Annotated in this window: 18 protein-coding genes and 2 pseudogenes; 6 read left to right on the top strand and 14 right to left on the bottom strand. The window is 76.2% G+C overall.

Going from position 1 to position 22562, the window contains the following annotated elements; genetic code table 11:
- Positions 1 to 22 precede the first annotated feature (22 nt).
- From GNZ18_RS13325 to GNZ18_RS13315, 3 genes are read right to left on the bottom strand one after another with little or no spacing between them, the layout of a single operon-like run.
- Positions 23 to 970, bottom strand: coding sequence for a VWA domain-containing protein (locus tag GNZ18_RS13325; RefSeq protein WP_156216664.1), 948 nt, complete (start codon positions 968 to 970; stop codon positions 23 to 25).
- Positions 967 to 2091, bottom strand: a complete 1125-nt coding sequence (locus GNZ18_RS13320; protein WP_156216662.1) for a DUF58 domain-containing protein — start codon at positions 2089 to 2091, stop codon at positions 967 to 969. The genes GNZ18_RS13325 and GNZ18_RS13320 overlap by 4 nt, the downstream gene beginning before the upstream one ends.
- On the bottom strand, positions 2088 to 3104 hold the full coding sequence (locus tag GNZ18_RS13315; protein WP_156216660.1) for an AAA family ATPase: 1017 nt from the start codon (positions 3102 to 3104) through the stop codon (positions 2088 to 2090). Before GNZ18_RS13315 ends, GNZ18_RS13320 begins: the two co-directional genes overlap by 4 nt.
- 283 nt (positions 3105 to 3387) lie before the next feature.
- Here GNZ18_RS13315 and GNZ18_RS13310 point away from each other — a divergent pair, with 283 nt between their 5' ends.
- The 3 genes from GNZ18_RS13310 to GNZ18_RS13300 all read left to right on the top strand — a co-directional run bounded on the left by GNZ18_RS13310 (position 3388) and on the right by GNZ18_RS13300 (position 6665).
- The gene (locus GNZ18_RS13310) at positions 3388 to 4155 is read left to right on the top strand and encodes a hypothetical protein (RefSeq protein ID WP_156216658.1); all 768 of its coding nucleotides are present in this window, start codon (positions 3388 to 3390) and stop codon (positions 4153 to 4155) included.
- A 77-nt stretch (positions 4156 to 4232) separates the two neighbouring features.
- Complete coding sequence (locus GNZ18_RS13305) at positions 4233 to 4931, top strand: LysE family translocator (protein WP_156216656.1); 699 nt, start codon at positions 4233 to 4235, stop codon at positions 4929 to 4931.
- Between the two features lie 75 nt (positions 4932 to 5006).
- A complete protein-coding gene (locus GNZ18_RS13300) occupies positions 5007 to 6665 on the top strand; it encodes a DUF885 domain-containing protein (RefSeq protein ID WP_156216654.1) in 1659 nt (552 codons plus the stop codon).
- Between the two features lie 31 nt (positions 6666 to 6696).
- Here the strand turns inward: GNZ18_RS13300 and GNZ18_RS13295 are convergent, their stop codons facing one another.
- A complete protein-coding gene (locus GNZ18_RS13295) occupies positions 6697 to 7560 on the bottom strand; it encodes a methyltransferase domain-containing protein (protein WP_156216652.1) in 864 nt (287 codons plus the stop codon).
- A gap of 28 nt (positions 7561 to 7588) precedes the next feature.
- On the opposite strand from GNZ18_RS13295, the gene pdxR reads away from it, so the two are divergent.
- Positions 7589 to 9340, top strand: a complete 1752-nt coding sequence (gene pdxR, locus GNZ18_RS13290) for a MocR-like pyridoxine biosynthesis transcription factor PdxR (protein WP_156216650.1) — start codon at positions 7589 to 7591, stop codon at positions 9338 to 9340.
- Positions 9341 to 9376: 36 nt separating this feature from the next.
- Here the strand turns inward: pdxR and cydC are convergent, their stop codons facing one another.
- The 4 genes from cydC to GNZ18_RS13270 form a co-directional block, all read right to left on the bottom strand.
- A complete protein-coding gene (cydC, locus tag GNZ18_RS13285) occupies positions 9377 to 11143 on the bottom strand; it encodes a thiol reductant ABC exporter subunit CydC (protein ID WP_312874485.1) in 1767 nt (588 codons plus the stop codon).
- Positions 11140 to 12933: a thiol reductant ABC exporter subunit CydD gene (gene cydD / locus GNZ18_RS13280; protein WP_312874484.1), complete on the bottom strand. Its 1794-nt coding sequence runs from the start codon at positions 12931 to 12933 to the stop codon at positions 11140 to 11142. The genes cydC and cydD overlap by 4 nt, the downstream gene beginning before the upstream one ends.
- Positions 12930 to 13688 carry a cytochrome d ubiquinol oxidase subunit II gene (locus GNZ18_RS13275; RefSeq protein ID WP_156216648.1) on the bottom strand — a complete coding sequence of 253 codons (759 nt, stop codon included), beginning with the start codon at positions 13686 to 13688 and terminating at the stop codon, positions 12930 to 12932. Before GNZ18_RS13275 ends, cydD begins: the two co-directional genes overlap by 4 nt.
- Before the next feature lie 82 nt (positions 13689 to 13770).
- The gene (locus tag GNZ18_RS13270) at positions 13771 to 15036 is read right to left on the bottom strand and encodes a cytochrome ubiquinol oxidase subunit I (protein WP_156216645.1); all 1266 of its coding nucleotides are present in this window, start codon (positions 15034 to 15036) and stop codon (positions 13771 to 13773) included.
- 282 nt (positions 15037 to 15318) lie between these two features.
- Between GNZ18_RS13270 and GNZ18_RS13265 the strand changes: the two genes are divergently transcribed.
- Positions 15319 to 16419, top strand: coding sequence for an FAD-dependent monooxygenase (locus GNZ18_RS13265; RefSeq protein WP_156216643.1), 1101 nt, complete (start codon positions 15319 to 15321; stop codon positions 16417 to 16419).
- A gap of 18 nt (positions 16420 to 16437) precedes the next feature.
- Here GNZ18_RS13265 and GNZ18_RS13260 read toward each other — a convergent pair whose 3' ends face one another.
- A complete protein-coding gene (locus tag GNZ18_RS13260) occupies positions 16438 to 17304 on the bottom strand; it encodes an LLM class flavin-dependent oxidoreductase (RefSeq protein WP_156216641.1) in 867 nt (288 codons plus the stop codon).
- 429 nt (positions 17305 to 17733) lie between these two features.
- On the opposite strand from GNZ18_RS13260, the pseudogene GNZ18_RS44010 reads away from it, so the two are divergent.
- Positions 17734 to 17868: pseudogene (locus GNZ18_RS44010) on the top strand (hypothetical protein); the annotation flags it as partial.
- A 300-nt stretch (positions 17869 to 18168) separates the two neighbouring features.
- On the opposite strand, the pseudogene GNZ18_RS13255 reads toward GNZ18_RS44010, so the two are convergent.
- From GNZ18_RS13255 to GNZ18_RS13235, 5 genes and pseudogenes are all read right to left on the bottom strand, one after another.
- Positions 18169 to 20156: pseudogene (locus tag GNZ18_RS13255) on the bottom strand (ATP-binding cassette domain-containing protein).
- A 64-nt stretch (positions 20157 to 20220) separates the two neighbouring features.
- Positions 20221 to 20634 (bottom strand): VOC family protein, encoded by a 414-nt coding sequence (locus GNZ18_RS13250; protein WP_156216639.1) that lies wholly within the window; start codon positions 20632 to 20634, stop codon positions 20221 to 20223.
- A 5-nt stretch (positions 20635 to 20639) separates the two neighbouring features.
- Positions 20640 to 21092, bottom strand: coding sequence for a helix-turn-helix transcriptional regulator (locus tag GNZ18_RS13245; protein WP_446678408.1), 453 nt, complete (start codon positions 21090 to 21092; stop codon positions 20640 to 20642).
- 171 nt (positions 21093 to 21263) lie between these two features.
- Positions 21264 to 21977: a DUF72 domain-containing protein gene (locus GNZ18_RS13240; protein ID WP_312874482.1), complete on the bottom strand. Its 714-nt coding sequence runs from the start codon at positions 21975 to 21977 to the stop codon at positions 21264 to 21266.
- A 33-nt stretch (positions 21978 to 22010) separates the two neighbouring features.
- A complete protein-coding gene (locus GNZ18_RS13235) occupies positions 22011 to 22463 on the bottom strand; it encodes a hypothetical protein (RefSeq protein ID WP_156216635.1) in 453 nt (150 codons plus the stop codon).
- Between the last annotated feature and the right edge of the window lie 99 nt (positions 22464 to 22562).

Here is a 22562-nt window from a genome sequence, read left to right as displayed (position 1 = left end):
GCCGCCGGCCCGGCCGCGCGGGTCAGGGGAGGCGGGAGAACCAGGCGAGGGACGCGCCGCCGGCGGCGAGGGCGAACAGCAGCGCGAGGCCGGTATAGCGGGCGGCGATGTCGCGGTGCTCGGTGGTGAAGCCGAGGGAGCTGCCGATGTTGGCGTAGACCTCGTCGAGCTGCCCGGCGTCGGCGGCCTCGTAGGCCTTGCCCTGGGTGCTGTCGGCGAGGGTCTTGAGGGTCTCCTTGTTGACCGAGACGCTGGTGGTCTCGCCTTCGATGTCGACGGTGCCGTAGGGGGTGCCGAAGGCGATGGTGGAGACGGGGACGTGCGCGGCGCGGCTGGCGTCGATGGCCTCCTGGACGGTGCGTCCGGTGGTGTTGTCGCCGTCGGACAGCAGGACGATGTGGGCGGGCGGGGGGTCCTGGCTGGCCTGGGCGTCGAAGGTCCGCACGCCTTGCAGGGAGGTGAAGACGGCCTCGCCGATGGCGGTGCGTTTGGCGAGGACGAGCTGGTCGAGGGAGGCGATGGCGGCGTCGCGGTCGGCGGTGGGGGCGGCGACGAGGTTGGCGTTGCCGGCGAAGGAGACGACGCCGACGTTGAAGCGGGAGGGGAGTTCGCGGATGAAGGTCTTGGCGGCGTTCTTGGCGGCGTCGAAGCGGGAGGGGGCGACGTCGCGGGCCATCATGGACAGGGACACGTCGACGGCGACCATGATGGTGGCGCGGTCGCGGGGGACCTTGACGGAGCTGGCGGGCCGCGCGAACCCGATCATCATCAGGACGATCATGATGAGGAACAGGGCGGCGGCGACGTGCCGGCGCCAGCCGGGGCGGCGTGGGGCGACCTGGGCGAGCAGGGCGAGGTTGGTGAAGCGGACGGTGTGCTGTCGGCGGCGCAGCTGCATCAGGACGTAGGCGGCGGCGAGCAGCGGCGCGAGGGACAGCAGCCAGAGGCGTTCGGGTGACAGGAAGGTCATGGGCGCGCTCCCGTGGGGGTGACGGGGCGTCCGGCGGCGCGGCGCTGGCGGAGGGCGAAGCGGGCGATGTCGGTGATCCAGTCGCGGTCGGTGCGCAGGACGAGGTGGTGGGCGCCGCCGCGGCGGAGGGCGGCGCGGGTGCGGTCGCGTTGGGCGGCGGCCGCGGCGGCGTAGCGTTCGCGGACGCGGCGGTTGAGGACGATCTCGTGGACGGTGCCGGTCTCGGGGTCGGTCATCTCGACGAGTCCGACGTCGGGGAGGTCGAGTTCGCGGGGGTCGATGATCTCGATGGCGAGGACCTGGTGGCGGGCGGCGAGGCGGCGCAGGGGCCGTTCCCAGGGGGGCGGTGCGGTGTCGGATCCGGTTCCCTCGTCGAGGGGGGCGAGGAAGTCGGAGATGAGGACGCGCAGGCCGCGGCGGGTCTGGCCGCGGTCCAGGGCGGTGATGGCGGCGGCGAGGTCGCCGTGGCGGGCGGCGCCGGGGGCGGTGCGGGTGCTGAGGCCGGAGCGGGCGCCGGTCATGGCGGTGGTGAGGGAGGTCTCGGTGGCGCCGGGGGCGCTGGTGGGGGCGTCCAGGACGGCTTGGAGGAGGGCGTAGAGGGCGGCCTTGCCGGTGCGGGCGGGGTGGCGGCGCAGGCCGTCGCGGTGCAGGAGGTAGGCGCCGGCGCGGTCGCCGAGGCGGACGGTGAGGAATCCGACGGCGGCGAGGGCGGCGACGGCGAGGTCGCGTTTGACGAGGGTGGTGGTGCCGAAGTCCATGCTGGGGGTGAGGTCGACCAGGGCCCAGGCTTCGAGTTCGTGGTCGGCGATGAGGTCGCGGACGTGGGGGGTGGTGGTGCGGGCGGTGACGGCCCAGTCCATGAAGCGGACGTCGTCCTCGCCGGGCTGGTAGAGGCGGGCTTCGGCGAGTTCGGTGCCGGGGCCGGGGAGGAGGCCGAGGTGTTCGCCGTTGAGGAGGCCGTCCAGGCGGCGGGTGACCTGGAGTTCGAGGCGGCGGAGGGTGCGTTCGGGGGCGAGGCGGGCGATGTCGGCGCCGTCGGCGCCGCGGTGCGCGCCGCGGCGTGTTCCGCGCCGTGTCCCGTGTCGTCCGGTTCCCGGTGTGTGGCGCCCGCGGGGGTTCATGCGGTGGTCACCGCCGCGGCGCCGTGGTTCCACACGACGCGGGGCGGGGGGACGGCGGTGAGGATCTGGGCGATGACGTCGGCGGGGTGGACGCCGTCGGCGAGGGCGTCGAAGGTGAGGACGAGGCGGTGGGCGATGACGTCGACGGCGACGGCGCGGACGTCGTCGGGCAGGACGTAGTCGCGGCCTGAGAGCAGGGCGAGGGCGCGGGCGGCGGAGACCAGGCCGAGGGTGGCGCGGGGGCTGGCGCCGATCTCGATGACGGTGCGCAGGTCGGGGAGGCGGTACTGGTCGGGTTCGCGGGTGGCCATGACGAGCCGGACGATGTAGTCGGCGACGAGTTCGTGGACGGCGACCTCTTCGGCGGCGCGTTGGAGGCGGGCGAGGCCGGCGGTGTCGAGGATCTGGGCGGCCTCGGGGGGGTCGACGCTCATCCGCTGGAGGATCTGGAGTTCCTCGTGGGCGGCGGGGTGGTGGACGTCGATCTTCATGAGGAACCGGTCGCGTTGGGCTTCGGGGAGGGGGTAGACGCCTTCGGACTCGATGGGGTTCTGGGTGGCCAGGACGATGAAGGGGCGGGGGAGGGGGTAGGTGTTGCCGCCGAGGGAGACCTGCCGTTCGGCCATGACCTCAAGGAGCGCGGACTGGACTTTGGCGGGGGCGCGGTTGATCTCGTCGGCGAGGACGAAGTTGACGAAGACGGGGCCGAGTTCGACGTCGAACTGCTCGGTGGAGGGGTGGTAGATGCGGGTGCCGACGATGTCGGAGGGGACGAGGTCGGGGGTGAACTGGAGGCGGGCGAAGGTGCCGCCGACGACGCGGGCGAGGGTGCCGACGGCGAGGGTCTTGGCGACGCCGGGGACGCCTTCGATGAGGCAGTGGCCGCGGGCGAGGAGCGCGACGACCATCCGTTCGACCATGTGCTCCTGGCCGACGATGACCTTTTTGACCTCGGTGACGGTGGTCTGCAGCTGGGCCGCGGCCTCGTCGACATCGTGGGCGGCGATGGTCATCTCAGGTGTCCCTCGGTGTCCTCGGAGTGGTCCTGGGGCGGTGCGGTGACTGGTGCGGTGACGGTGCGGTGACTGCGGTGCCGGCGGTGCTCCCGGGTGCGGGGCGGGCGCGTTACGACCCTACGCGATCACTTGTACCCGTTCGTGAGGGATAACTGCGTGTTGCGGGTGATCGGTTCCCGGTGGGGGGCTGGTGCCGGTCTGGCGTCGGTCCGGTTCCGGTCTGTGCGGGTCGGGGCGCTGGTCGGGGCGGCGGGTCGGGGGTGGTTGTTAGTGTTGCGTCATGTCGAGGCCGTTGCCCCCGGGTGATCCCGCTCAGCTTGGCCCCTACCGCCTGTCGGCGCGCCTGTCGGAGACGGCGGCGGGCATCGTGTTCCTGGGGGTGGACGGGCAGGGGCGGCGGGCGAGTGTGGCGGTGCTGAACCGGGGCGCGGCGGGTGACGCGGCGGCGCGGGACCGGTTCCGGGCGGCGATCAACGCGGCGGTGCCGGGGCGGGGCGGGCCGGTGGCGCCGGTGCCCGGGGGTCCGGCTCCGGTGGTGGCGGCGCAGCCGGAGGGGCCGGCGCCGTGGGTGGCGACGGTGTACGAGGCGGAGCGGGCGGGGGCGGAGCGTTTTCTGGAGCCGGTGCTGCTGGGGGCGTCGCGGGGCCGGTGGGGGCGGCGCCGGGGGCCGGGGTTCCAGCCGCACTGGCTGGGGTCGGGGGAGCCGGCGTTGGATCGTCCGGTTCCGCCGCCGGTGGAGGCGGGTCCGGTGCCGGTGGGGGAGCGGCCGCCGGAGCGGAGCATGGTGCGGGCGGTGCTGGGGTTGGCGGCGGTGCTGCTGGTGCTGGCGGTGCTGATGGGGGTGCTGTTCGCGTGCCAGCCGGAGGTGGAGGAGCCGCCGCCGCTGCCGCCGGAGCCGACGCCGACGGTGCGGGTGCCCTCGCCGGGTCCGGCGTCGCCGACGACGCCGCCGCCGGTGAGTCCGCCGGAGCCGTCGCCGTCGCTGCCGCCGACGGCGCCGCCGACGTCTCCGGGTGGGGGCGGCGATGACGGTGGCGGTCCCGTCTGAGCGCTTCCCCGGTCGCGGCGCGTTGTGGGGCGGTTTTATGCGTTGCGGGGGTGGGTGGCGATGGGCAGCATGGGGTGATGCTGGAGAGTTTGGTGGCTTTTGCGGGTGCGGCGGTGCTGATCGCGGTGGCGCCCGGCCCGAGCACGGTCGTGATCATGCGGGAGTCGGCGCGGTCGGGGCGGCGCGCGGGGATGGCGGCGGTGCTGGGCAACGAGGCGGGGGTGCTGGCGTGGGGGCTGGCGGCCGCGGCGGGGCTGTCGGCGCTGCTGGTGGCCTCGCGGCTGGCCTATGACGGGTTGCGGGTCGTCGGCGCGGGCGTACTGGTGTGGTTCGGGGTGCGGGCGCTGTGGCGGGCGCGGCGCGGCGCGTCCGCACCGGAGCCCGGCGGCGGCAGCGCCCTGGACACAGCCCCGGGCACCGGCCGGGGCACCGGCCCGAACGCCGGTGCGGGAACGGGAACGGGCGGTGCGCCGCGCGGGGGGTGGCGGTGCTTCCGGCTGGGGCTGGTCACCAACGCCGCGAACCCGAAGGCGGGGGTGTTCGCGGTGTCGTTCCTGCCGCAGTTCGTCCCGGAGGGGTGGCCGGTGCCGCTGGCGCTGGCGGTGCTGTCGGTGCTGTGGGTGGCGATCGACCTGGCCTGGTACACCGGGGTGGTGTGGCTGGTGGGCGCGGCGCGGCGGCTGGTGGGCCGCCCGGCGGTGCGGCGCCGGTTGGAGCAGGTGTCGGGCGTGGTGCTGGTGGGGCTGGGGCTGCGGCTGGCCGCCGAGACCCGCTGACCCCCGCCGGAGGGACGCGGAGACCCCCGAAATCCATGATCGCGGAAGTGGGCGGTTGGGCCTTAGCCTTGGGCGATGACCGCACTGGATGACCTCGCCGACCGCTACATGGACGAGCTCGCCGTCCTGGACCCGTGCCAGGCGGCGATCATGGGGATCGCCGGGCAGGACTCCCGTCTGACCGACTACGGTCCCGACGGTCCGGCGGCGCGCGCCGACCTCGCGCGCGCCACCCTCGCCCGCCTGGACAGCACGCCCGCCGCGCCCGGCCCGGCCGCCGGATCCGACCGGATCTCGGCGGCGGTGCTGCGGGAGCGGCTGGAGACCGACCTGGCCCTGTTCGACGCCGGCGCGCACGAGGGGTATCTGGAGACCATCGACGGGCCGCTGCAGCGGCTGCGGGTGGCGATCGACCTGCTGGACCGGGGCCCTGGCACCGACTGGGACGCGGTCCGCGACCGGGTGCGGGCGCTGCCGGGGGCGCTGGAGGGGCTGCGGGTGAGCCTGGAGCGGGCGCGGCAGCGGGGCCGGGTCGCGGCGCTGCGGCAGGTCGTCCGCAACGAGCGGGAGTGCCGCGACACCCCCGCCTACCTGGAGGGGCTGGCCGCCGGGTACGGGGACGGGCCGCTGCGCGGGGAGCTGGACGCGGCGGTCGCGGCGGCGTCGGCGGCGCTGGGCGCCTTCGCGGAGTTCCTGTCGCGGGACCTGGCGCCGCACGCGCCGGAGCGGGACGCGCTGGGCGCCGACCGGTACCGGCTGGGGGTGCGCGACTTCCTCGGGACCGCGCTGGACCTGGAGGAGACCTACGCGTGGGGGTGGGAAGAGCTGGCGCGGATCGAGGCGGAGATGGACGCGGCGGGCGAGCGGATCCTGCCCGGGGAGCCGCTGCCGGCGGTCCGCGCCGCGCTGGACGCCGACCCCGCCTACCGGATCAGCGGCGCGGAGGCGTTCCGGGACTGGATCCAGGCCCTGGCCGACAAGGCGATCGAGGACCTGGACGGCGTCCACTTCGACATCCCCGAGCCGCTGCGGCGGATCGACTGCCGGATCCCGGCGGTGGAGTCGGGGATCTACTACCTGGCGCCGGCGGAGGACCTGTCGCGTCCGGGAACGGTGTGGTGGACGGTGCAGGACCCGGGCGAGGGCATCGTGACGTGGACGGTGCCGGGCACCATGTTCCACGAGGGCGTCCCCGGCCACCACCTGCAGCTCGGGGTGTGCGTGCTGAACACGGGCCTGAACCGGTTCCGGCGGCTGGCCGGGGAGCTGTACCCGGGGTACTGCGAGGGGTGGGGCCTGTACGCCGAGCGGCTGATGGACGAGCTGGGCTACTACCGCGACCCGGCGCACAAGCTGGGGATGCTGGCGGGCGGGCAGCAGTTCCGCGCGGCGCGGATCATCCTGGACATCGGCATGCACCTGGAGTTGGAGATCCCCGCCGGGGCGGGGTTCCACGACGGCGAGCGGTGGACCGCGGGGCTGGGCCGCGAGTTCCTCAAGGCGCACTCGGGTCCGCAGCCGGACGCGGCGATCGCGTTCGAGATCGACCGGTATCTGGGGCGCCCCGCGCAGGCGATCGCCTACAAGGTGGGGGAGCGGGTGTGGCTGGAGGCGCGGGAGGCGGCGCGCTCGCGCGACGGCGCCGCGTTCGACCTGCGCGAGTTCCACCGGCGGGCGCTGGACCTCGGGCCGATGGGCCTGGACCTGATGCGCGCCGAGCTCACCCGCCCCTGACCCCGGCCGGCGGCGTCCAGTTGGTGGGCGGTCACCTGACGGCGGTGCCTTTGAAGAAGGTGTAGTGGAAGGTCCCCCCGTCGCCGGCGGCGCGGTCGAGGTCGGCGACGCCCCGGTCGAAGGTGAGGGGGTCGGCGAGCCCGGCGGCGACCGCCTCGTCGCGGACGGCGCGGACCATCGCGACGAACGTGGCGCGGGTGAAGCCCTGCACGAGCGCGGGCCGGGACGCGTCGGCGTAGACGGTGCGGGGCGCGACGCGGACGTCCCGGTACCCGGCGGCGTCCAGCAGCGGCCGCACGCGCCGTCCGATCAGCGCGTCGCCGCCGGCGGCGGCTTGCAGCGCGACCTGGTGGCCGATCACGGCGCGCGCGGCGGCGCTGTCGGGGTGGAAGAACGCCGACCCGTGGTCGCCCTCGATCACGGTGATCGTCCCGCCCGGCGCCAGGACGCGCCGCAGCGCCGTCAGCGCCCGCAGCGGGTCGGGCAGGTGCTCCAGGACGAAGCAGACGAACACGTGGTCGAAGTGCCCGTCGGGGTAGGGGAGGGCGTGCAGGTCGGCGCGCACCCACTCCACCCGCGCGGCGGGCGCCCCGCGCGGGACGCGGGCGGCGAGGGCGGCGCGGGCCCGCGCCAGCGACGCCTCCGAGACGTCCACGGCGACCAGTTCCGCGCCGGGACTGGCGGCGGCGAGGTGGACGGTCTGCGCGCCGACCCCGCAGCCGGCCTCCAGGACCCGGCTGCCGGGCGGGTAGGCGGTACCGTCGTGCAGCAGCCCCGCGAGCGTGTCGGCCTGGTCGCCCAGCCGCCGCGTCTCGTGGTCGGAGTAGCCGTGGACATAGGTGAGCGGCGCCTGCGCGCGCGGTGTTCCCAGCGGGGTTTCCAGCGGTGTTCCCATGGGTCCACCGTGCCGCCACAATGGCCTCATGGACAGGTCCAATGACGTGGCGGGCGACCGAACCATAACCGGTGCGTCCACCGGCCCCGCCGCCGGCGCGCCGGCGGCGCCCGACCCGGGCGGCGCGGCGGCGCCCGACCCGGCGCCGAACGCGGTGTCGGACGCGGCTCCGCAGGTGGGGGCGCAGGTGGGGGCGGGCGGGGCGCGGGGCGCGGACTTCCTGCAGCTCGATCCCGCCGACGCGCCGCCCGGTGGGCTGTCGGAGTGGCTGGCGGGACGGCTGCGCGACGCGATCGGCGACGGGCGCCTCCCGGTCGGCGGCCGGCTGCCCGCCAGTCGCGTCCTGGCCGCCGAGCTGGGCGTGTCGCGCGGCGTGGTCACCGAGGCCTACCAGCGGCTCGTCGACGACGGGCACGTCGCGGGGCGCGGCCGCGGCGGCACCGTCGTGGTCGCCGCGCCCCTCACCCCCCGGGGCCGTCCCCCCGCCGCGCCCGCACCGGCCCTGGAGGCGGCGGAGACGACCGGCGGCACCGCCGGGGCGGCGGGCGCGGCCGGGGCGGCGGGGGAGCGGGAGGTGTTCGTCCGCGAGCCCGGCCCCGAGGTGTTCGACGTGCTGCGCGCCGCGCCCGCCCGCATCGACCTGTCCCCGGGCGTCCCGGACCTGGCGGCGTTCCCCCGCGCGGCGTGGCTGCGCGCCGAGCGGTCCGTCCTGGCCGAGCTGTCGGCGCCCGCCCTCGGCTACGGCGACCCGCGCGGCACCCCGGCGCTGCGCGCGGCCGTCGCGGCGTGGCTGGCCCGCAACCGGGGCGTCCGCGCCGACCCCGGCGACGTCGTCGTCACCACCGGGACCGCGCAAGGGCTCGCGCTGCTGGCCCGCGTCCTGACCGCGGAGGGGATCGCGGAGGTCGCGGTGGAGGACCCGGGGTCGCTGGGCACCCGCCAGCACCTGCGGCACTGGGGGATGCGGACCCCGCCCGTCCCCGTCGACGCGGGCGGCGTCCGCGTCGACCGGCTCCGCGCGTCCGGCGCGCCCGCCGTGCTGCTCACCCCCGCGCACCAGTTCCCCACCGGCGTCGTGCTGGACGGCGCGCGCCGCCGCGACCTGATGCGCTGGGTCGCGGCGGGCGGCGTGGTCATCGAGGACGACTACGACGCCGAGCACCGCTACGACCGGCCGCCCGTCGCGGCGCTGCGGTCCATGCTCGCCGACCGCGTCTTCTACGCCGGGAGCGTGTCCAAGCTGCTGGCGCCGGCGCTGCGGATCGGGTGGGTGCTGGCGCCGCCCGGCCACCGGGACGCGCTGGTGGAGGCCAAGCGGTTCGCCGACCTCGGCGGCGCCGCGCTGCCCCAGCTCGTCCTGGCCCGCCTGATGGACTCCGGGGAGATGGAGCGGCACCTGCGGCTGCTGCGCCGCCGGCACCGCCGCCGCCGCGACGCCATGATCACCGCGCTGCGGGAGCACCTGCCCGGCGCGGTCGTGCACGGCGCCGCCGCCGGGCTGCACCTGACCGTCACCTTCCCCGGCCGCTCCCCCCGGCCGCCCGCGCAGACCCGCGCGCAGACCCGCGCGCAGAGCGGGACGGCGCGGGCGGCGCGGGCGGTGCCGGACACGGCGCTGGCGGCGGCGGCGCTGGCGCGGGGGGTGAAGACCCATCCGCTGTCGTGGCACGGGCAGCGCCGCCACCGCCCCGGGCTGGTCCTGGGCTACGCCGCCGCGGCGCCGTCGGCGATCGAGGAGGGCGTCGCCGCCATCGCCGCCGCCCTCCACGACCTCACCTGACCGCCCCCGGGGCCCACCGGCGGGTCAGGTGGCGGGTCAGGTGGTGAGGAGTTCGGCGTCCCACAGGTCGCGGTAGGCGCCGGGCGCGGCCAGCAGCGCGGCGTGCCGCCCGCGCTGCACGATCCGGCCGCGGTCCATCACCAGCACCTCGTCGGCGGCCTCCAGCGCCGCGAGCCGGTGCGTGACCAGCAGCACCGTCCCGCCGCCCGGCGCGGCCAGCAGGTCGGCGACGACACGGTCGGCCATCACCGGGTCCAGCGCCTCGGCGGGCTCGTCCAGCACCAGCACCGGCGGGGCGGCCAGCAGCGCCCGCGCCAGCAGCAGCCGCTGCCGCTGCCCGCCCGACAGGCCCCGCCCGCCCGCGCCGACCGGGGTGTCCCAGCCCTCCGGCAGGTCCCGCACCACCGGCCACAACCCCGCCCGCTCCGCCGCCTCCCGCAACTCCGCGTCGCCGGCGTCCGGGCGGGCCAGCCGCAGGTTCGCCCCGACGGTCGCGGCGAACACGTGCGCGTCCTGCGCCAGCCCCCGCACCGTCCCGCCCGCCCCGCCGGGCGAGGCCGGGCGGCCGCCGACCCGCACCGTCCCCGACGACGCCGCGGCCTCACCCGACAGGACCGCCAGCAGCGTGCTCTTGCCCGCGCCGCTGGCGCCCACGACCGCGACGCGGCGGCCCGGCTCCACCCGCAGGTCCACCCCGTCCAGCGCCGGGGCCGTCCCGCCCGGGTAGGTGAGGGTGACGCCCCGCAACTCCACCGCCGCGCCCCCGACCGGCCCATCCTCCGCGTCCCCGCCCGCAGGGGCCGGGGGCGGGGGAGTCGCGGGCGGGGAAGTGCGGAGCAGCGCACCGGTGCGGCGCGCCGCCGGCCGCACCTCCCGCAGCCGCCGCGCCGCCTCACCCAACGGCAGCACCGCCTCCACCGCCACCAGCGCCGTCAACGCCAGCACCGCCGCCCCCACCTCGTCCACCCCGCGCGCCGCCGCGGCCGGGCGGGTCGCCGCCCACACCACCAGCGCCGCCGTCACCCCCTGCACGGCGTACCCCGCCGCCGCCACCGCCGCGCCCAGCCGCGCCGCCGCCCGCTCCGCCCGCTCCAGCCGCGCCGCCGCCTCCCGCGCCGCGCCCGCGAACCGCCCCGCGGCGCCGAACATCGCCAGGTCGCGGGCGCCCTCCAGGACGTCCAGCGCCCGCACCGCGAGCGCGTCCCGCGCGGACACCGCGCGCCGCGACGCCCGCCCGCCCAGCACCGCCGCCGCCACCGGCACCACCACCCCCGCCACGACCAGCCCGCCCGCCAGCACCGCGCCCGCGACCGGCAGCACCGCCCAGCACACCACCGCCCCCGCCGCCCCGCACACCGCCGCCGCGACCGCCGGCAGCGCGCACCGCAGCAGCAGGTCCTGGACGGCGTCGACATCGGACACCAGCCGCGTCAGCGCCTCCCCGTCCCGCCCCCGCCCACCATCCGCGCCCGGTGCGGTGGAGGAGTGGCGGGGGGAGGCGGCGAGCGCGTCGAACACCCGGCCCCGCAGCTCCGCCAGCGCCCGCAGCGCCGCGTCATGGCCCGCGAGCCGCTCGGCGTAGCGCAGCGCCCCCTTCGCCAGCGCGAACCCCCGCACCGCCACGACCGCCACCGACAGCGCCGCCAGCTCCGGGCGCTGCGACGCCCGCGCGATCAGCCACGCCGCCGCCGCGACCAGCCCCAGCCCGCACAGCTCCGCCGCCGCCGCCGCGACCGCCGCCACCACCAGCCGCGCCGCGTGCGGCCGCACCGCGCCCCGCATCCCGCCCTCCACGGCCCTCACACCCCCACCCCGCCCGAGACCCGCGCCGACGCGGCGGACGCGGGGGAGGAGGTGATCCGGCCCGACTCCAGCCGCACCACCCGGTCCACCGCCCGCAGCAGCGCCGGACGGTGCGCCACCAGCACCGCCGTCCGCCCCTCCAGCAGCCGCGCCGCCGCCTCCACCAGCGCCCGCTCGCTCGCCAGGTCCAGCCGCGCCGTCGGCTCGTCCAGCAGCATCACCGGCCCGCCCGACAGGAACGCCCGCGCCAGCGCCAGCCGCTGCGCCTGCCCCGCCGACACCCCCGCGCCGCCCTCGCCCAGCACCGCCGCGAACCCGCCGGGGAGGGCCTCGACGAACTCCTCCGCGCACGCCGCGCGCGCCGCCGCCCGCACCCGCCCCATCGGCGCGCCCGGATCGCCCAGCCGCAGGTTGTCGGCGACGGACGCGGCGAACAGGTGCGGGCGCTGCGGCACCCACCCGACCCGCGCCCGCCACGCCGCCGCGTCCAGCTCCGCCAGGTCCACGCCGTCGACCAGCACCCGCCCCGACGTGGGCGCCACCAGACCCGCCAGCACCAGCAGCAGCGTCGACTTGCCCGCACCCGAGGGGCCCGTCACCGCCAGCCGCTCACCCGCCGCGACCCGCAGCGACACCCCCTCCAGCGCCGCGGCGTCCGCGCCCGGATACCGCACCGTCACCTCCTCCAGCACGATCTCCGGCGCCCCCTCCGGCGCGGTCGCCGCCACGCCCGGCCGGACCGGCGCGGGAACGTCACCATCGCCATCGCCATCGCCATCGCCATCGCCATCACCGTCGCCATCGAGGGCGGCGAACGCCTCCCGCGCCGCCGCGACACCCTCCGCGCTCGCGTGGAACCGCGCGCCCAGCGCCCGCAGCGGCAGATACACCTCCGGGGTCAGCAGCAGCACCAGCAGACCCGTCCGCAGCGCCATCTCCCCGTCCAGCAGCCGCAACCCCACCGGCACCGCCACCAGCGCCACCGACAGCGCGCACACCCACTCCAGCACCAGCGACGACAGGAACGCCACCCGCAGCGCCCGCACCGTCGCGCGGCGGTGCTCCCCGGCCAACTCCCGCACCACCCCCGACTGGTGGCCCGCCCGCCCGAACGCCCGCAACGTCGCCGCGCCCGCCAGCACATCCCGGAAATGCCCGCCCAGCCGGTGCAGCAGCCCCCACTGCCGGGCCGTGAGCGCCGCCGTCCGCGCCCCCACCAGCGCCCCGAACACCGGCACCAGCGGCACCGTCACCGCCACCACCAGCGCCGATGCCCAGTCCGCCGCCGCCAGCCGCGCCAGCACCACCACCGGCACCACGCACGCCGCCAGCAGCTGCGGCAGGTAACCGGTGAAGAACGGGTCGACCGCGTCCAGGCCCCGCGTCAGCAGCGTCACCCGCCCGCCCGCGCCCGCACCGCCCGGCGGGCGGGCCAGCAGCGCGGCGCGCAGGTCCGCCTTCACCCGCGCCGCCGTCCCGCCCGCCAGCCACGCCACCGCCCACGCCAGCGCCGCGCGGCCGGCGGCCGCCGCCACCAGCCACACCAGGAGGCCCGCGTCCAGCGCCGCGACCGCCCCCGCCAGCAGATCCGCCTGCACCACCAGCAGCACACCCTGCCCGGCCGCCGCCACCGCCAGCGCGCCCACCACCCGCCGCGGCACCAGCCCCCGCAGCCGCCTCTCCACCGCCCGCGCCCCACCCCGCCCCGCACCGGCCCCCGCCACCGCGCCCGCCCCGCCCATCCCGCCCGCCGCGCCCGACACCGCGCCGCCGTCCCCGCGCCCGGTCACAGGTAGGAGGGGGCCTGGACACGGCCGCGGAACGTCCACCACACCAGCCCCTGCACCACCGCCAGCAGCGGCAGCAGCACCACCGCCGCCACCGCCGTCAGCGCCAGACCCGACCCCTGCGCCGCGGCCCCCGACCACGGCAGACCCGCGCCCGCCGCCACCGGCGCCGCCGCCAGCACCACCGCCGACACCCCGTACCGGGCCGGGACGCCCCGCAGCCGCGCCGCCATCGCCTCCGGCAGCCGCCACCGCGCGAACCCCACCCCGTGCCAGACGAACAGCGCCGCCAGCGGCAACCCCAGCACCGACCCCGCGTTCATCCCCTCCCCGCCGCCCGCGCCCGACACCACCAGCGACCCCAGCAGCGACGCCCACCCGAGCGCCAACGCCCAACTGCCCGCCACCACCGCGCCGTCGCACCCGCCCCGCCACCCCGCGCCGTCGACACGGCCGCGCAGCCACAGCCCCATGTCCCGCACGACCCACCCCACCACCAGCACCACCGCCACCGGGGACAGATCCTCCAGCAGCCGGTGCTCCAACCCCGGGAACGCGCCCACGACGATCCCCACCGCCGCGACCAGCCACACCTCGTTGCCCAGGAAGAACGGCGCGAACGAGGCGATCACCAGCCGCCGCTCGTCCTGCCCCCGGCCCAGCCACGGCAGCGCCATCCCCACCCCCACGTCCCCGCCCGCCAGCACCAGGTACCCGGCCGTGAACACCGCCAGCATCACCACAGCGAGGAACTCCATCACCGCACTCCCGTCCCGGACCCGTCCGTCATCTCCGTCATCGCCTGCACCACCATCTGCGCCGTCTGCGCCGTCCCGGCGGTCACAGCGTCGGGGACAGCGCCGGGGACGGGGGAGCGGCACCCGCGGGCACACCCAGCCCCACCCCGCCCGGGCCCCGCCGCGCGAACCGCGCCAGCAGCCACACGTTCACCCCCACCAGCACCGCGAACAGCACCGTGAACACCGCGAACGACACCGCCGCCGCCACCGCGCCCGTGTCCGACACCGCGTCCCGCGTCTTCAGCACCCCGTACACCATCCAGGGCTGCCGGCCCACCTCCCGGAACACCCACCCCGCCAGCATCGCGACATAGGGCAGCGGGATCGCCGCGATCATCACCACGTGGAACACCCGGCCCCGCTCCAGCCACCGCCCGAACGGCAGCTTCACCAGCGCCGCCACCGCCAGCACCGCCATCAGCGCCCACATCGACATCATCAGCGCCTCACCCGCCTCCGACAGCCCCGGCGGGCGGTAGTCGTCGGGCCCGAACCGCGCCGTGAAAGCGGCGACCGCCGCGTCCGCGTCGTCCCCGCCCAGCTTCGTCGGCTGCAGGTCGGCGAACTGCGCGCCGCCCAGCACCACCACCGGCACGATCGAGGCGACCACCGTCACCAGCCCGACCCGCATCGACCGGCGGAAGAACTCGGTCTCCCCGGCCCGGCGCCGCAGGTGGAACGCGCTCACCCCCGCCACGAAGAACCCCGCCGTCAGCAGCCCCCCGAACAGCACGTGCCCGAACGCCAGCACCGCCGGCGGGTTCCCCAGCAGCGCCCCGACATCGGTCAGCCGCGCCCGCCCGTCCCGCATCTCATAGCCCACCGGACGCTGCAGCCACCCGTTGGCGACCAGCACGAAGTACGCCGACAGGTACGCCGTCACCGTCACCACCCAGATCAGCGCCAGATGCACCCACCGGTTCAACCGCTCCCACCCGAAGATCCACAGGCCGAGGAACGTGGACTCCACGAAGAACGCCACGATCGTCTCCAGCGCCAGCGGCGCCCCGAACACCCCGCCGACCGTCCGCGACATCCCCGCCCAGTTCAACCCGAACTGGAACTCCATCACCAGCCCCGTCACGATCCCCACCGCGTAGTTCACGACGTACAGCTGCCCCCAGAACCGCGTCATCCGGGCGTGCACCGCCTCACCCGACCCGCCCGCGCCGCCCCACACCGTCGCCCGCGTCTGCATCAGCGCCACCAGCGTCGCCAGGCCCAGCGTCAACGCCACGAACAGGAAATGCGTCCCGGCCGTCAACGCGAACTGCACCCGCGCCAGCATCAGCGCGTCACCCGACATGCGCCCCCACCCCTCACGCGCCCCGACCCGGCGCCGCCCGCGATCACCTCGGACCCGGAGGAGGTCCGGGCCCGGCCGTCCCATGCTGGGCCCCCGCGCCGCGCGAGCGAATCGTGCCCGAGCCGTCAACACCGCTGCGCGTTTGGCGTAGCGGACGCCGCGCCGCTACACCTCCCGGCGTACACGGCCGGGGGAGCGGGGGGCCTCGCGCACCTTGTGGACGCCGCCACCACCCTCTATGTAAAGTAGTACTACAGGCTGTAGTAGATAGGGGTGCGGGTCATGCGGGTCCTCGTCGCCGGAGCCGGCATCAGCGGCCTCACCGCCGCCCACGCCCTCACCCGCGCCGGACACACCGTCACCGTCCTCGAACAGGCACCCGCCCTCCGCCTCGGGGGAGGAGCCATCACCCTCTGGCACAACGGCACCGCCATCCTCACCGACCTCGGCATCGACCTCACCGCCACCGGCCAGCCCCTCACCACCCTCGCCCTGCGCACCGCCACCGGCCGCACCATCCTCCGCATCGACCTCGACGCCCTCGCCCGCCGCTTCGACTCACACGCCCTCGCCCTCCCGCGCCGCGCCCTCATCACCCGCCTGCGCACCGCCCCCGACGCCGTCCACGTCCACACCCGCGACGGCCACCACCACACCGCCGACCTCCTCATCGGCGCCGACGGCGTCCACTCCCGCGTCCGCGCCGCGCTCCTCGGCGACACCCGCCCCGCCCTCACCGGCGCCGCCACCTGGCAGGGCCTCGCCCTCGCCCCCTTCGACCCCGGAACCACCACCACCATGATGATCGGCCGCCAGGGCGACCTCGGCTACACCGGCGCCGGCGGCGGCCTCATCCAGTGCTTCTTCGACATCCCCTGGCCCCGCCACACCCCACCCCAACCCCTCCCGCGCGACGAGGCCCTCCGCCTGCTCTCCCGCCGCTACGCCACCTGGGGCGACCCCGCCCCCCAACTCCTCGACACCCTCACCCGCGCCGACGCCGGCCTGTACCCCCACACCCGCCACACCGTCCCACGCCGCTGGGGCGCCGGACGCTGCGTCCTGCTCGGCGACGCCGCCCACGGCATGCCGCCCATCATGGCCCACGGCGCCAACCAGGCCCTCGAAGACGTCGCCGCCCTCATGGACTGCCTCACCACCCCGCACCCGCCCGACCCCTCCGCCATCGCCCGCGCCTACACCGCCCGCAGACGCCGCCGCGCCGCGCTCGCCTCCACCCTCGCCACCCGCAGCCTCGCGGTGTCCGGCCCCCGCACCCTCCTGCAGAGCGAACACCTCCTCCGCCTCAACGCCACCCTCCCGCCCCGCCTGGCCACCCTCGGATTCGGCCGCCTCCTCGCCGCCCTCAGCAACCGCATCTGACCCGCGGGGGACAGGCCCTCACAGCACCGGCGGCCCCTGCTCCACCCGCCGCAACACCACCTCCGCGCGGGCGAGGTCGCCGCTCGTCAGCGGCAGCCGCTCATCCCACCACGTCGCCCCCGCCTCCACCAGCGGCCCCACCACATCCCGCGCCGCCGCGCCACCCGGGCTGGTCCCGCCCACCACGAACTCGAACGGCTCCTCCCACCGCCCGCCCCGCTCCCGCTCCCGCCCCACGAACTCCACCAACTCCCGCACCTCATCGACGGCGGGCGCCCGCCCATGCCCCGACGAGGCGAACAACGGGATCGCCCCGTCCCACCGCGCCGCCCGCCGCATCGGCCGCCGATGCGGCCAGACCCCCGCCACCCACACCGGCGGACGCGGACGCTGCACCGTCGCCGGCAGCAGCGCCACATCCCGCACCCGGTAGAACCGCCCCTCATGGTCCACCGGCTCACCCGACCAGAACCGCTCCAGCAGCCCCAGCCCCTCGTCCAGCATCCCCGCCAGCACCACCGGATCGGTCGGCTCCCCGAAACTCCCGAACTCGTCCTCCACCGGCCCGCCCAGCCCCGCACCGAACACCACCCGGCCGCCGCTCAACCCGTCCAGCGTGGCCACCTGCCGCGCCACCTGCTGCGGACGCCGCCGCGCCACCGGCGTCACCATCGTCCCCAGCCGCAGCCGCGACGTCGCCAGCGCCGCCGCCGTCAGCAGCATCCACGGATCCCCGAACGTCCGCCGCAACGCCTTGTCGTGCACCACGTGATCCCACACGAACAACCCGTCCCACCCCGCCCGCTCCGCCGCCACCGCCACCCGCGCGACCGTCCGCGCGTCGGCGAAGTCCCCGAAGTTCGGAATGTTGATCGAGAAGCGCATACCCGCATCCTGCTTCACCCCGCCCCCCACAGCAATCACCCGCCCACCCCCAAGGAACATCGGACACGGGGGAGAGGGACGGCGCCCGAACCGGGCCACGCCCGAAATGTCCAATTACCCACGGCCTGAGCCGATCGGGGAGTTCCTGCGCACCCGGGAACCGGGCCAGACCCGCCACGGCGCGGTGCACTCCATGCGGTGCACTCCATCGAGCGCCTCGGCGTGTTCGGGGGACCTCGCCGGTGCCGACGGGCCGGCAAGCACACCCGAACCCGCCTGGAGCCGCCCGCCGCGCCGGAGTTCACCGGCGCGGCGCCGCCGGAGGAGGGGCGGGACCCGAGGGCGCCGATCGCCGACACCGGCCTGCGGCGGCGCCGCACCCGGCTCGCACCGGCCGGAGCAGGGCCTCCCAGCGGTCTACTTTACATAATGTACATTATCGACCAAGTTCGAAGGGGTGCGGAAGCGGACCTTGGGGACGGTGCCGAAGCCGTTGCGGGCGACTTCGACGGCGACGGCCGCACCGACCTGCTGACCCCCTTCGGCGGCGGAGGACGCACCCGAGCCGGACGGGCCGCACCACCGGTTCGGCGCCGCCTGCCCGCTCACCGACACCGACCGCGACGGCCGCACCGAACCGGTCGTCGGCGCGCCGGGCGCGCACGGCGGCCAGGGACGCCTGCACATCCTCCCCGGCACCGCCGCAAGGCCCACCACCAAGGACGCCAGGAGGATCGGCCCGGCGGCCCTGGGCATCGGCGGCGCGGACACCGAACTGGGCGGACACCTGCTCGGCTGACCCGGGAGGCGCCTCTGACCTGCGTCGACGGGGCGCCACTCCCCCCGGCTCCGCCAGCGGGGCGCTCACGCGCCGACGTAGGCCGCCAGATGCTCGCCCGTCAGCGTCGAACGCGCCGCGACCAGATCCGCGGGCGTCCCCTCGAACACCACCCGCCCGCCGTCATGACCCGCGCCCGGACCCAGGTCGATGATCCAGTCGGCGTGCGCCATCACCGCCTGGTGGTGCTCCACCACGATCACCGACCTGCCCGCGTCCACCAACCGGTCCAGCAACCCCAGCAACCGCTCCACATCCGCCAGGTGCAGGCCCGTCGTCGGCTCGTCCAGCACGTACACCCCGCCCCTGCCCGCCATATGCGTGGCCAGCTTCAGGCGCTGCCGCTCACCGCCCGACAGCGTCGTCAACGGCTGCCCCAGGCTCAGATACGCCAGACCCACCTCCGACAGCCGCCGCAGGATCGCCAGCGCCGCCGGCGTCCGCGCCTCACCGGCACCGAAGAACCCCTCGGCCTCCTCCACCGACATCGCCAGCACCTCACTGATGTCCCGGCCGCCCAACCGGTGCTCCAGCACCGACGCCTCGAACCGGCGCCCCCCGCACTCCTCGCACGTCGCCGCCACACCCGCCATCACCGCCAGGTCCACGTACAGGACGCCCGCGCCCTTGCAGGCCGGGCAGGCGCCCTCGGAGTTCGCGCTGAACAGCGCCGGCTTCACCCCGTTGGCCTTCGCGAACGCCTTGCGGACCGGGTCCAGGAGCTTGGTGTAGGTCGCCGGGTTGCTGCGGCGCGACCCGCGGATCGCGTCCTGGTCCACCGACACCACCCCCGCGCCCGCCGGCATCGACCCGTACATCAGCGAACTCTTCCCCGACCCCGCGACCCCCGTCACCACCACCAGCACCCCCAGCGGAACGTCCACGTCCCGCAGGTTGTTCGCCGACGCGCCCCGGATCGCCAGCGTCCCCGACGGGGCCCGCACCCGCTCCTTCACCGCCGCCCGGTCGTCCAGATGCCGGCCCGTCAGCGTCCCCGCCGACCGCAGCCCCGCCACGGTCCCCTCGAAGCACACCGTCCCGCCCGCCGAACCCGCACCCGGCCCCAGGTCCACCACATGGTCGGCGATCGCGATCGTCTCCGGCTTGTGCTCCACCACCAGCACCGTGTTGCCCTTGTCCCGCAACCGCAGCAGCAGCGCGTTCATCCGCTGGACGTCGTGCGGGTGCAGCCCGATCGTCGGCTCGTCGAACACATACGTCGTGTCGGTCAGCGACGACCCCAGATGCCGGACCATCTTCACCCGCTGCGCCTCACCCCCCGACAGCGTCCCCGACGGGCGGTCCAGCGACAGGTACCCCAGCCCGATCTCCACCAGCGACTCCAGCGTCCGCCGCAGCGACCCCAGCAGCGGCGCCACCGACGGCTCCGCCAGCCCCGCCACCCACCCCGCCAGGTCGGTAGGTCGAGGTCGGACACCGTGCCGCGCCCCTCGCAGCGCGGGCACATCCCCCCGGTCCGCGTGAAGGTCCGCCGCACCGTCTTCCCGCCGCCGCGCTCCACCGTGATCGCGCCGCTGGCCCGCACCGAGGGGACGTTGAAGGAGAACGCGTTCGGCGACCCCACATGCGGCGTCCCCAGCCGGCTGAACAGGATCCGCAGCATCGCGTTCGCGTCGGTCGCCGTCCCCACCGTCGAGCGCGGATCGGCGCCCAGCCGCTGCTGGTCCACGATGATCGCGGTCGTCAGGCCCTCCAGGACGTCGACCTCCGGGCGGGACGGCGCCGGCATGAACCCCTGCACGAACGCGCTGTAGGTCTCGTTGATCATCCGCTGGGACTCGGCGGCGATCGTGTCGAACACCAGCGAGCTCTTCCCCGACCCCGACACCCCGGTGAACACCGTCAGGCGCCGCTTGGGGATCTCGATGCTGACGTCCTTCAGGTTGTTCTCCCGCGCGCCGTGCACGCGGATCAGGTCGTGGCCGTCGGCGGCGTGCGGCGCGCCGGTGGAGGGCCGTCCGGGCGGCCCGTCCGGGGGCGTGGCGGTGCTCATCGGGTCTCCCTCACTGTTGCGTGGTCGGTCGCGCGGCTCCGCCGGCGGGTGTCCGCGCCGCGGGTCAGCGCAGTTCCTGGATGCGGACGAGGTTGCCCGCCGGGTCCCGGAACGCGCAGTCGCGCGCCCCGTAGGGCTGCTCGGTCGGCTCCTGGACGACCTCGGCGTCGCCCGCCCGGAGGCGCGCGGACGTCCCGTCCAGGTCGCGGGTGGCCAGGTTGACGCCGGCGTAGGTGCCCTTCGCCATCATCTCCACGATCATGCGGCGCTCCTCGTCGGTGACGCCGCAGCCCGGGACCGCCGGGGGCGCCAGGACGATGGAGGTGCCGGGCTGCCCGGGCGGGCCGACCGTGATCCAGCGCATCCCCTCGCAGCCGACGTCGTCGCGGACCTCGAACCCGAGGACGTCGCGGTAGAAGGCCGGCGAGGCGTCCGGGTCGGTGTGCGGGAGGAGGCTCGCGTGGATGGTGATGTCCATGGCCGTCACGCTGGGTGAGGTGCGGCGGTGCGCGCTTCTCGATTCCTGATCGGTCGGGTCACCCGCTTGGCCACGCGGGAGGGCATGCCCGCGGTCGCGCGCGCCGACCGCCGCCGGTACCGGCTCGGCGGCACCCCGACCAGCTCGGTGAACCGCGTGCTGAAGGCGCCCGGCGAGGAGCAGCCGACGGCGAAGCACACCGCGGTGACGCTGAGGTCGCCGCGGCGCAGCAGCGCCATCGCGCGTTCGATGCGGCGCGTCATGAGAGACCCGTAGGGTGACTCTCCGTAGGCGTGGCGGAACCGGCGGCTGAGGTGCCCGGCCGACATGTCCACGCCCCGTGCGAGCGCCTCGACGTCCAGCGGCTGCGCGTACTCGCGGTCGATCCGGTCGCGGCGCAGCAGCGCGAGGTCGCGCAGGTGGCGGGTGTCGTCGGGTGTGCTGGTCACCTGCGGAATCGTGCCATGCCGGGCGGTGTCATGTCACACCGGTTGCGCCACTTCCCCGCCTCTGGGGCCTCTGTTCGCTTCTGTGCGTAACCGAACAGAATATGAGTTCTGTCTGCTTTGCGTAGATTATTCCTGTTCAGGAGGTTTGACCGTTCTCTGTGGGGTGCCGGCGGCGCGGGGTCACCTCGCGCGGGCCAGCGCGAGGAACCTGCGCGCGTTGCGGACGGCCGCGCCGCCCGGGTCGTTGTTGAAGTAGACGTAGGCGTCCTCCCCCGGCCCCACGCGCCGCACCCACGACGCCAGCGCCCGGTCCCCGTAGTGCGGCCGCGGGGACGCCGCGCCCTCGTGCAGGCGCAGGTAGACCCAGCCGGCCGTCCGCCACAGGGGCGTGACGGGCCGTCCGCGGCGGTCCGCCCAGCACAGCGCGGCGCCGTGGTCCTCCAGCACCCGCCGGACCCGCGGCGTCCACCAGGTCGGGTGGCGGGGCTCGACCGCCACGCGGACGCCGCCGGGGAAGCGGCGCAGGCAGGCGTCGAGGAGGTCGGGCGCGCCCCGCAGCGTGGGCGGGAGTTGGAGCAGCACCGGTCCGAGCGTGCCGCCCAGTCCCCCGGCGGCCTCCATCAGCCGGGCGACGGGTTCGGCGGGGTCGCGGAGCCGTTTCATGTGGGTGAGGTACCGGCTGGCCTTGACCGCCATGACGAACCCGGGCGGGACGGCGTCGCGCCAGCGTTCGAACATGGCGCGGGCCGGCAGCCGGTAGAAGGCGTTGTTGTTCTCGACGGTGCCGAACTCCTCGGCGTAGTGGGGCAGCCAGCGGCGCTGCGGGAGGCCCGGCGGGTAGAGCACGTCCCGCCAGTCGGTGTACTGCCATCCGGAGGTGCCGACGCGTATCACGGCCCCTCCCCTACCCAGGGCGCGGCGTTTCGGTCAGGCGCGGTGGGGTTCGAGGGCGCGGATGTAGTCGACGAGGCGGACGCCGATCTCGAAGGGGACGTCGGTGGCGTCCAGGTCGGGGTCGGGCCAGGTCTCGGAGACGCGGCGCCAGGTGGCGCGGCCGAGGAAGGCGCCGGTGGCGGGGTCGTCGCCGAGGTCGCGGCGCCAGGCGGGTTCGGCGGCGAGGAGGTGGTCGAGGGCGGCGGTGTTGTCGGGTTCGGCGGGGTGTTCGGCGTGGAAGCCGATCTCCAGGGCGCGGACGCGGGCGCCGGGGGCGAGGTCGGCGGGGATGATCTGGGCCTCGTAGTGCTCGCGCTGCGGGGCGGGGTCGCCGAACCAGACCTTGAGGCCGTTGTGGCGGACGTGCAGGTGCGGGGGGCCGAGGTCGGGCGGGGCCGATCCCCGGACGACCTCGGCGGTCTGCTCGAAGAGATGCCGGTCGGTCACGGTGGTGATCCTAGAGGTGGGCGTGCGCGGGGTGGTCGGGGTGGGCGGGGCGGTGGTGGTCGGGGCGGTGTCAGCGTGGTGTGCGGTCCGTGTCAGCGG

Origin of the sequence: Actinomadura litoris (assembly GCF_009733595.1) — a bacterium.
Taxonomy (GTDB): domain Bacteria; phylum Actinomycetota; class Actinomycetes; order Streptosporangiales; family Streptosporangiaceae; genus Spirillospora; species Spirillospora litoris.
Note: the sequence above shows the minus strand (reverse complement) of the source record. Positions and strands in the feature narration are given on the sequence as shown.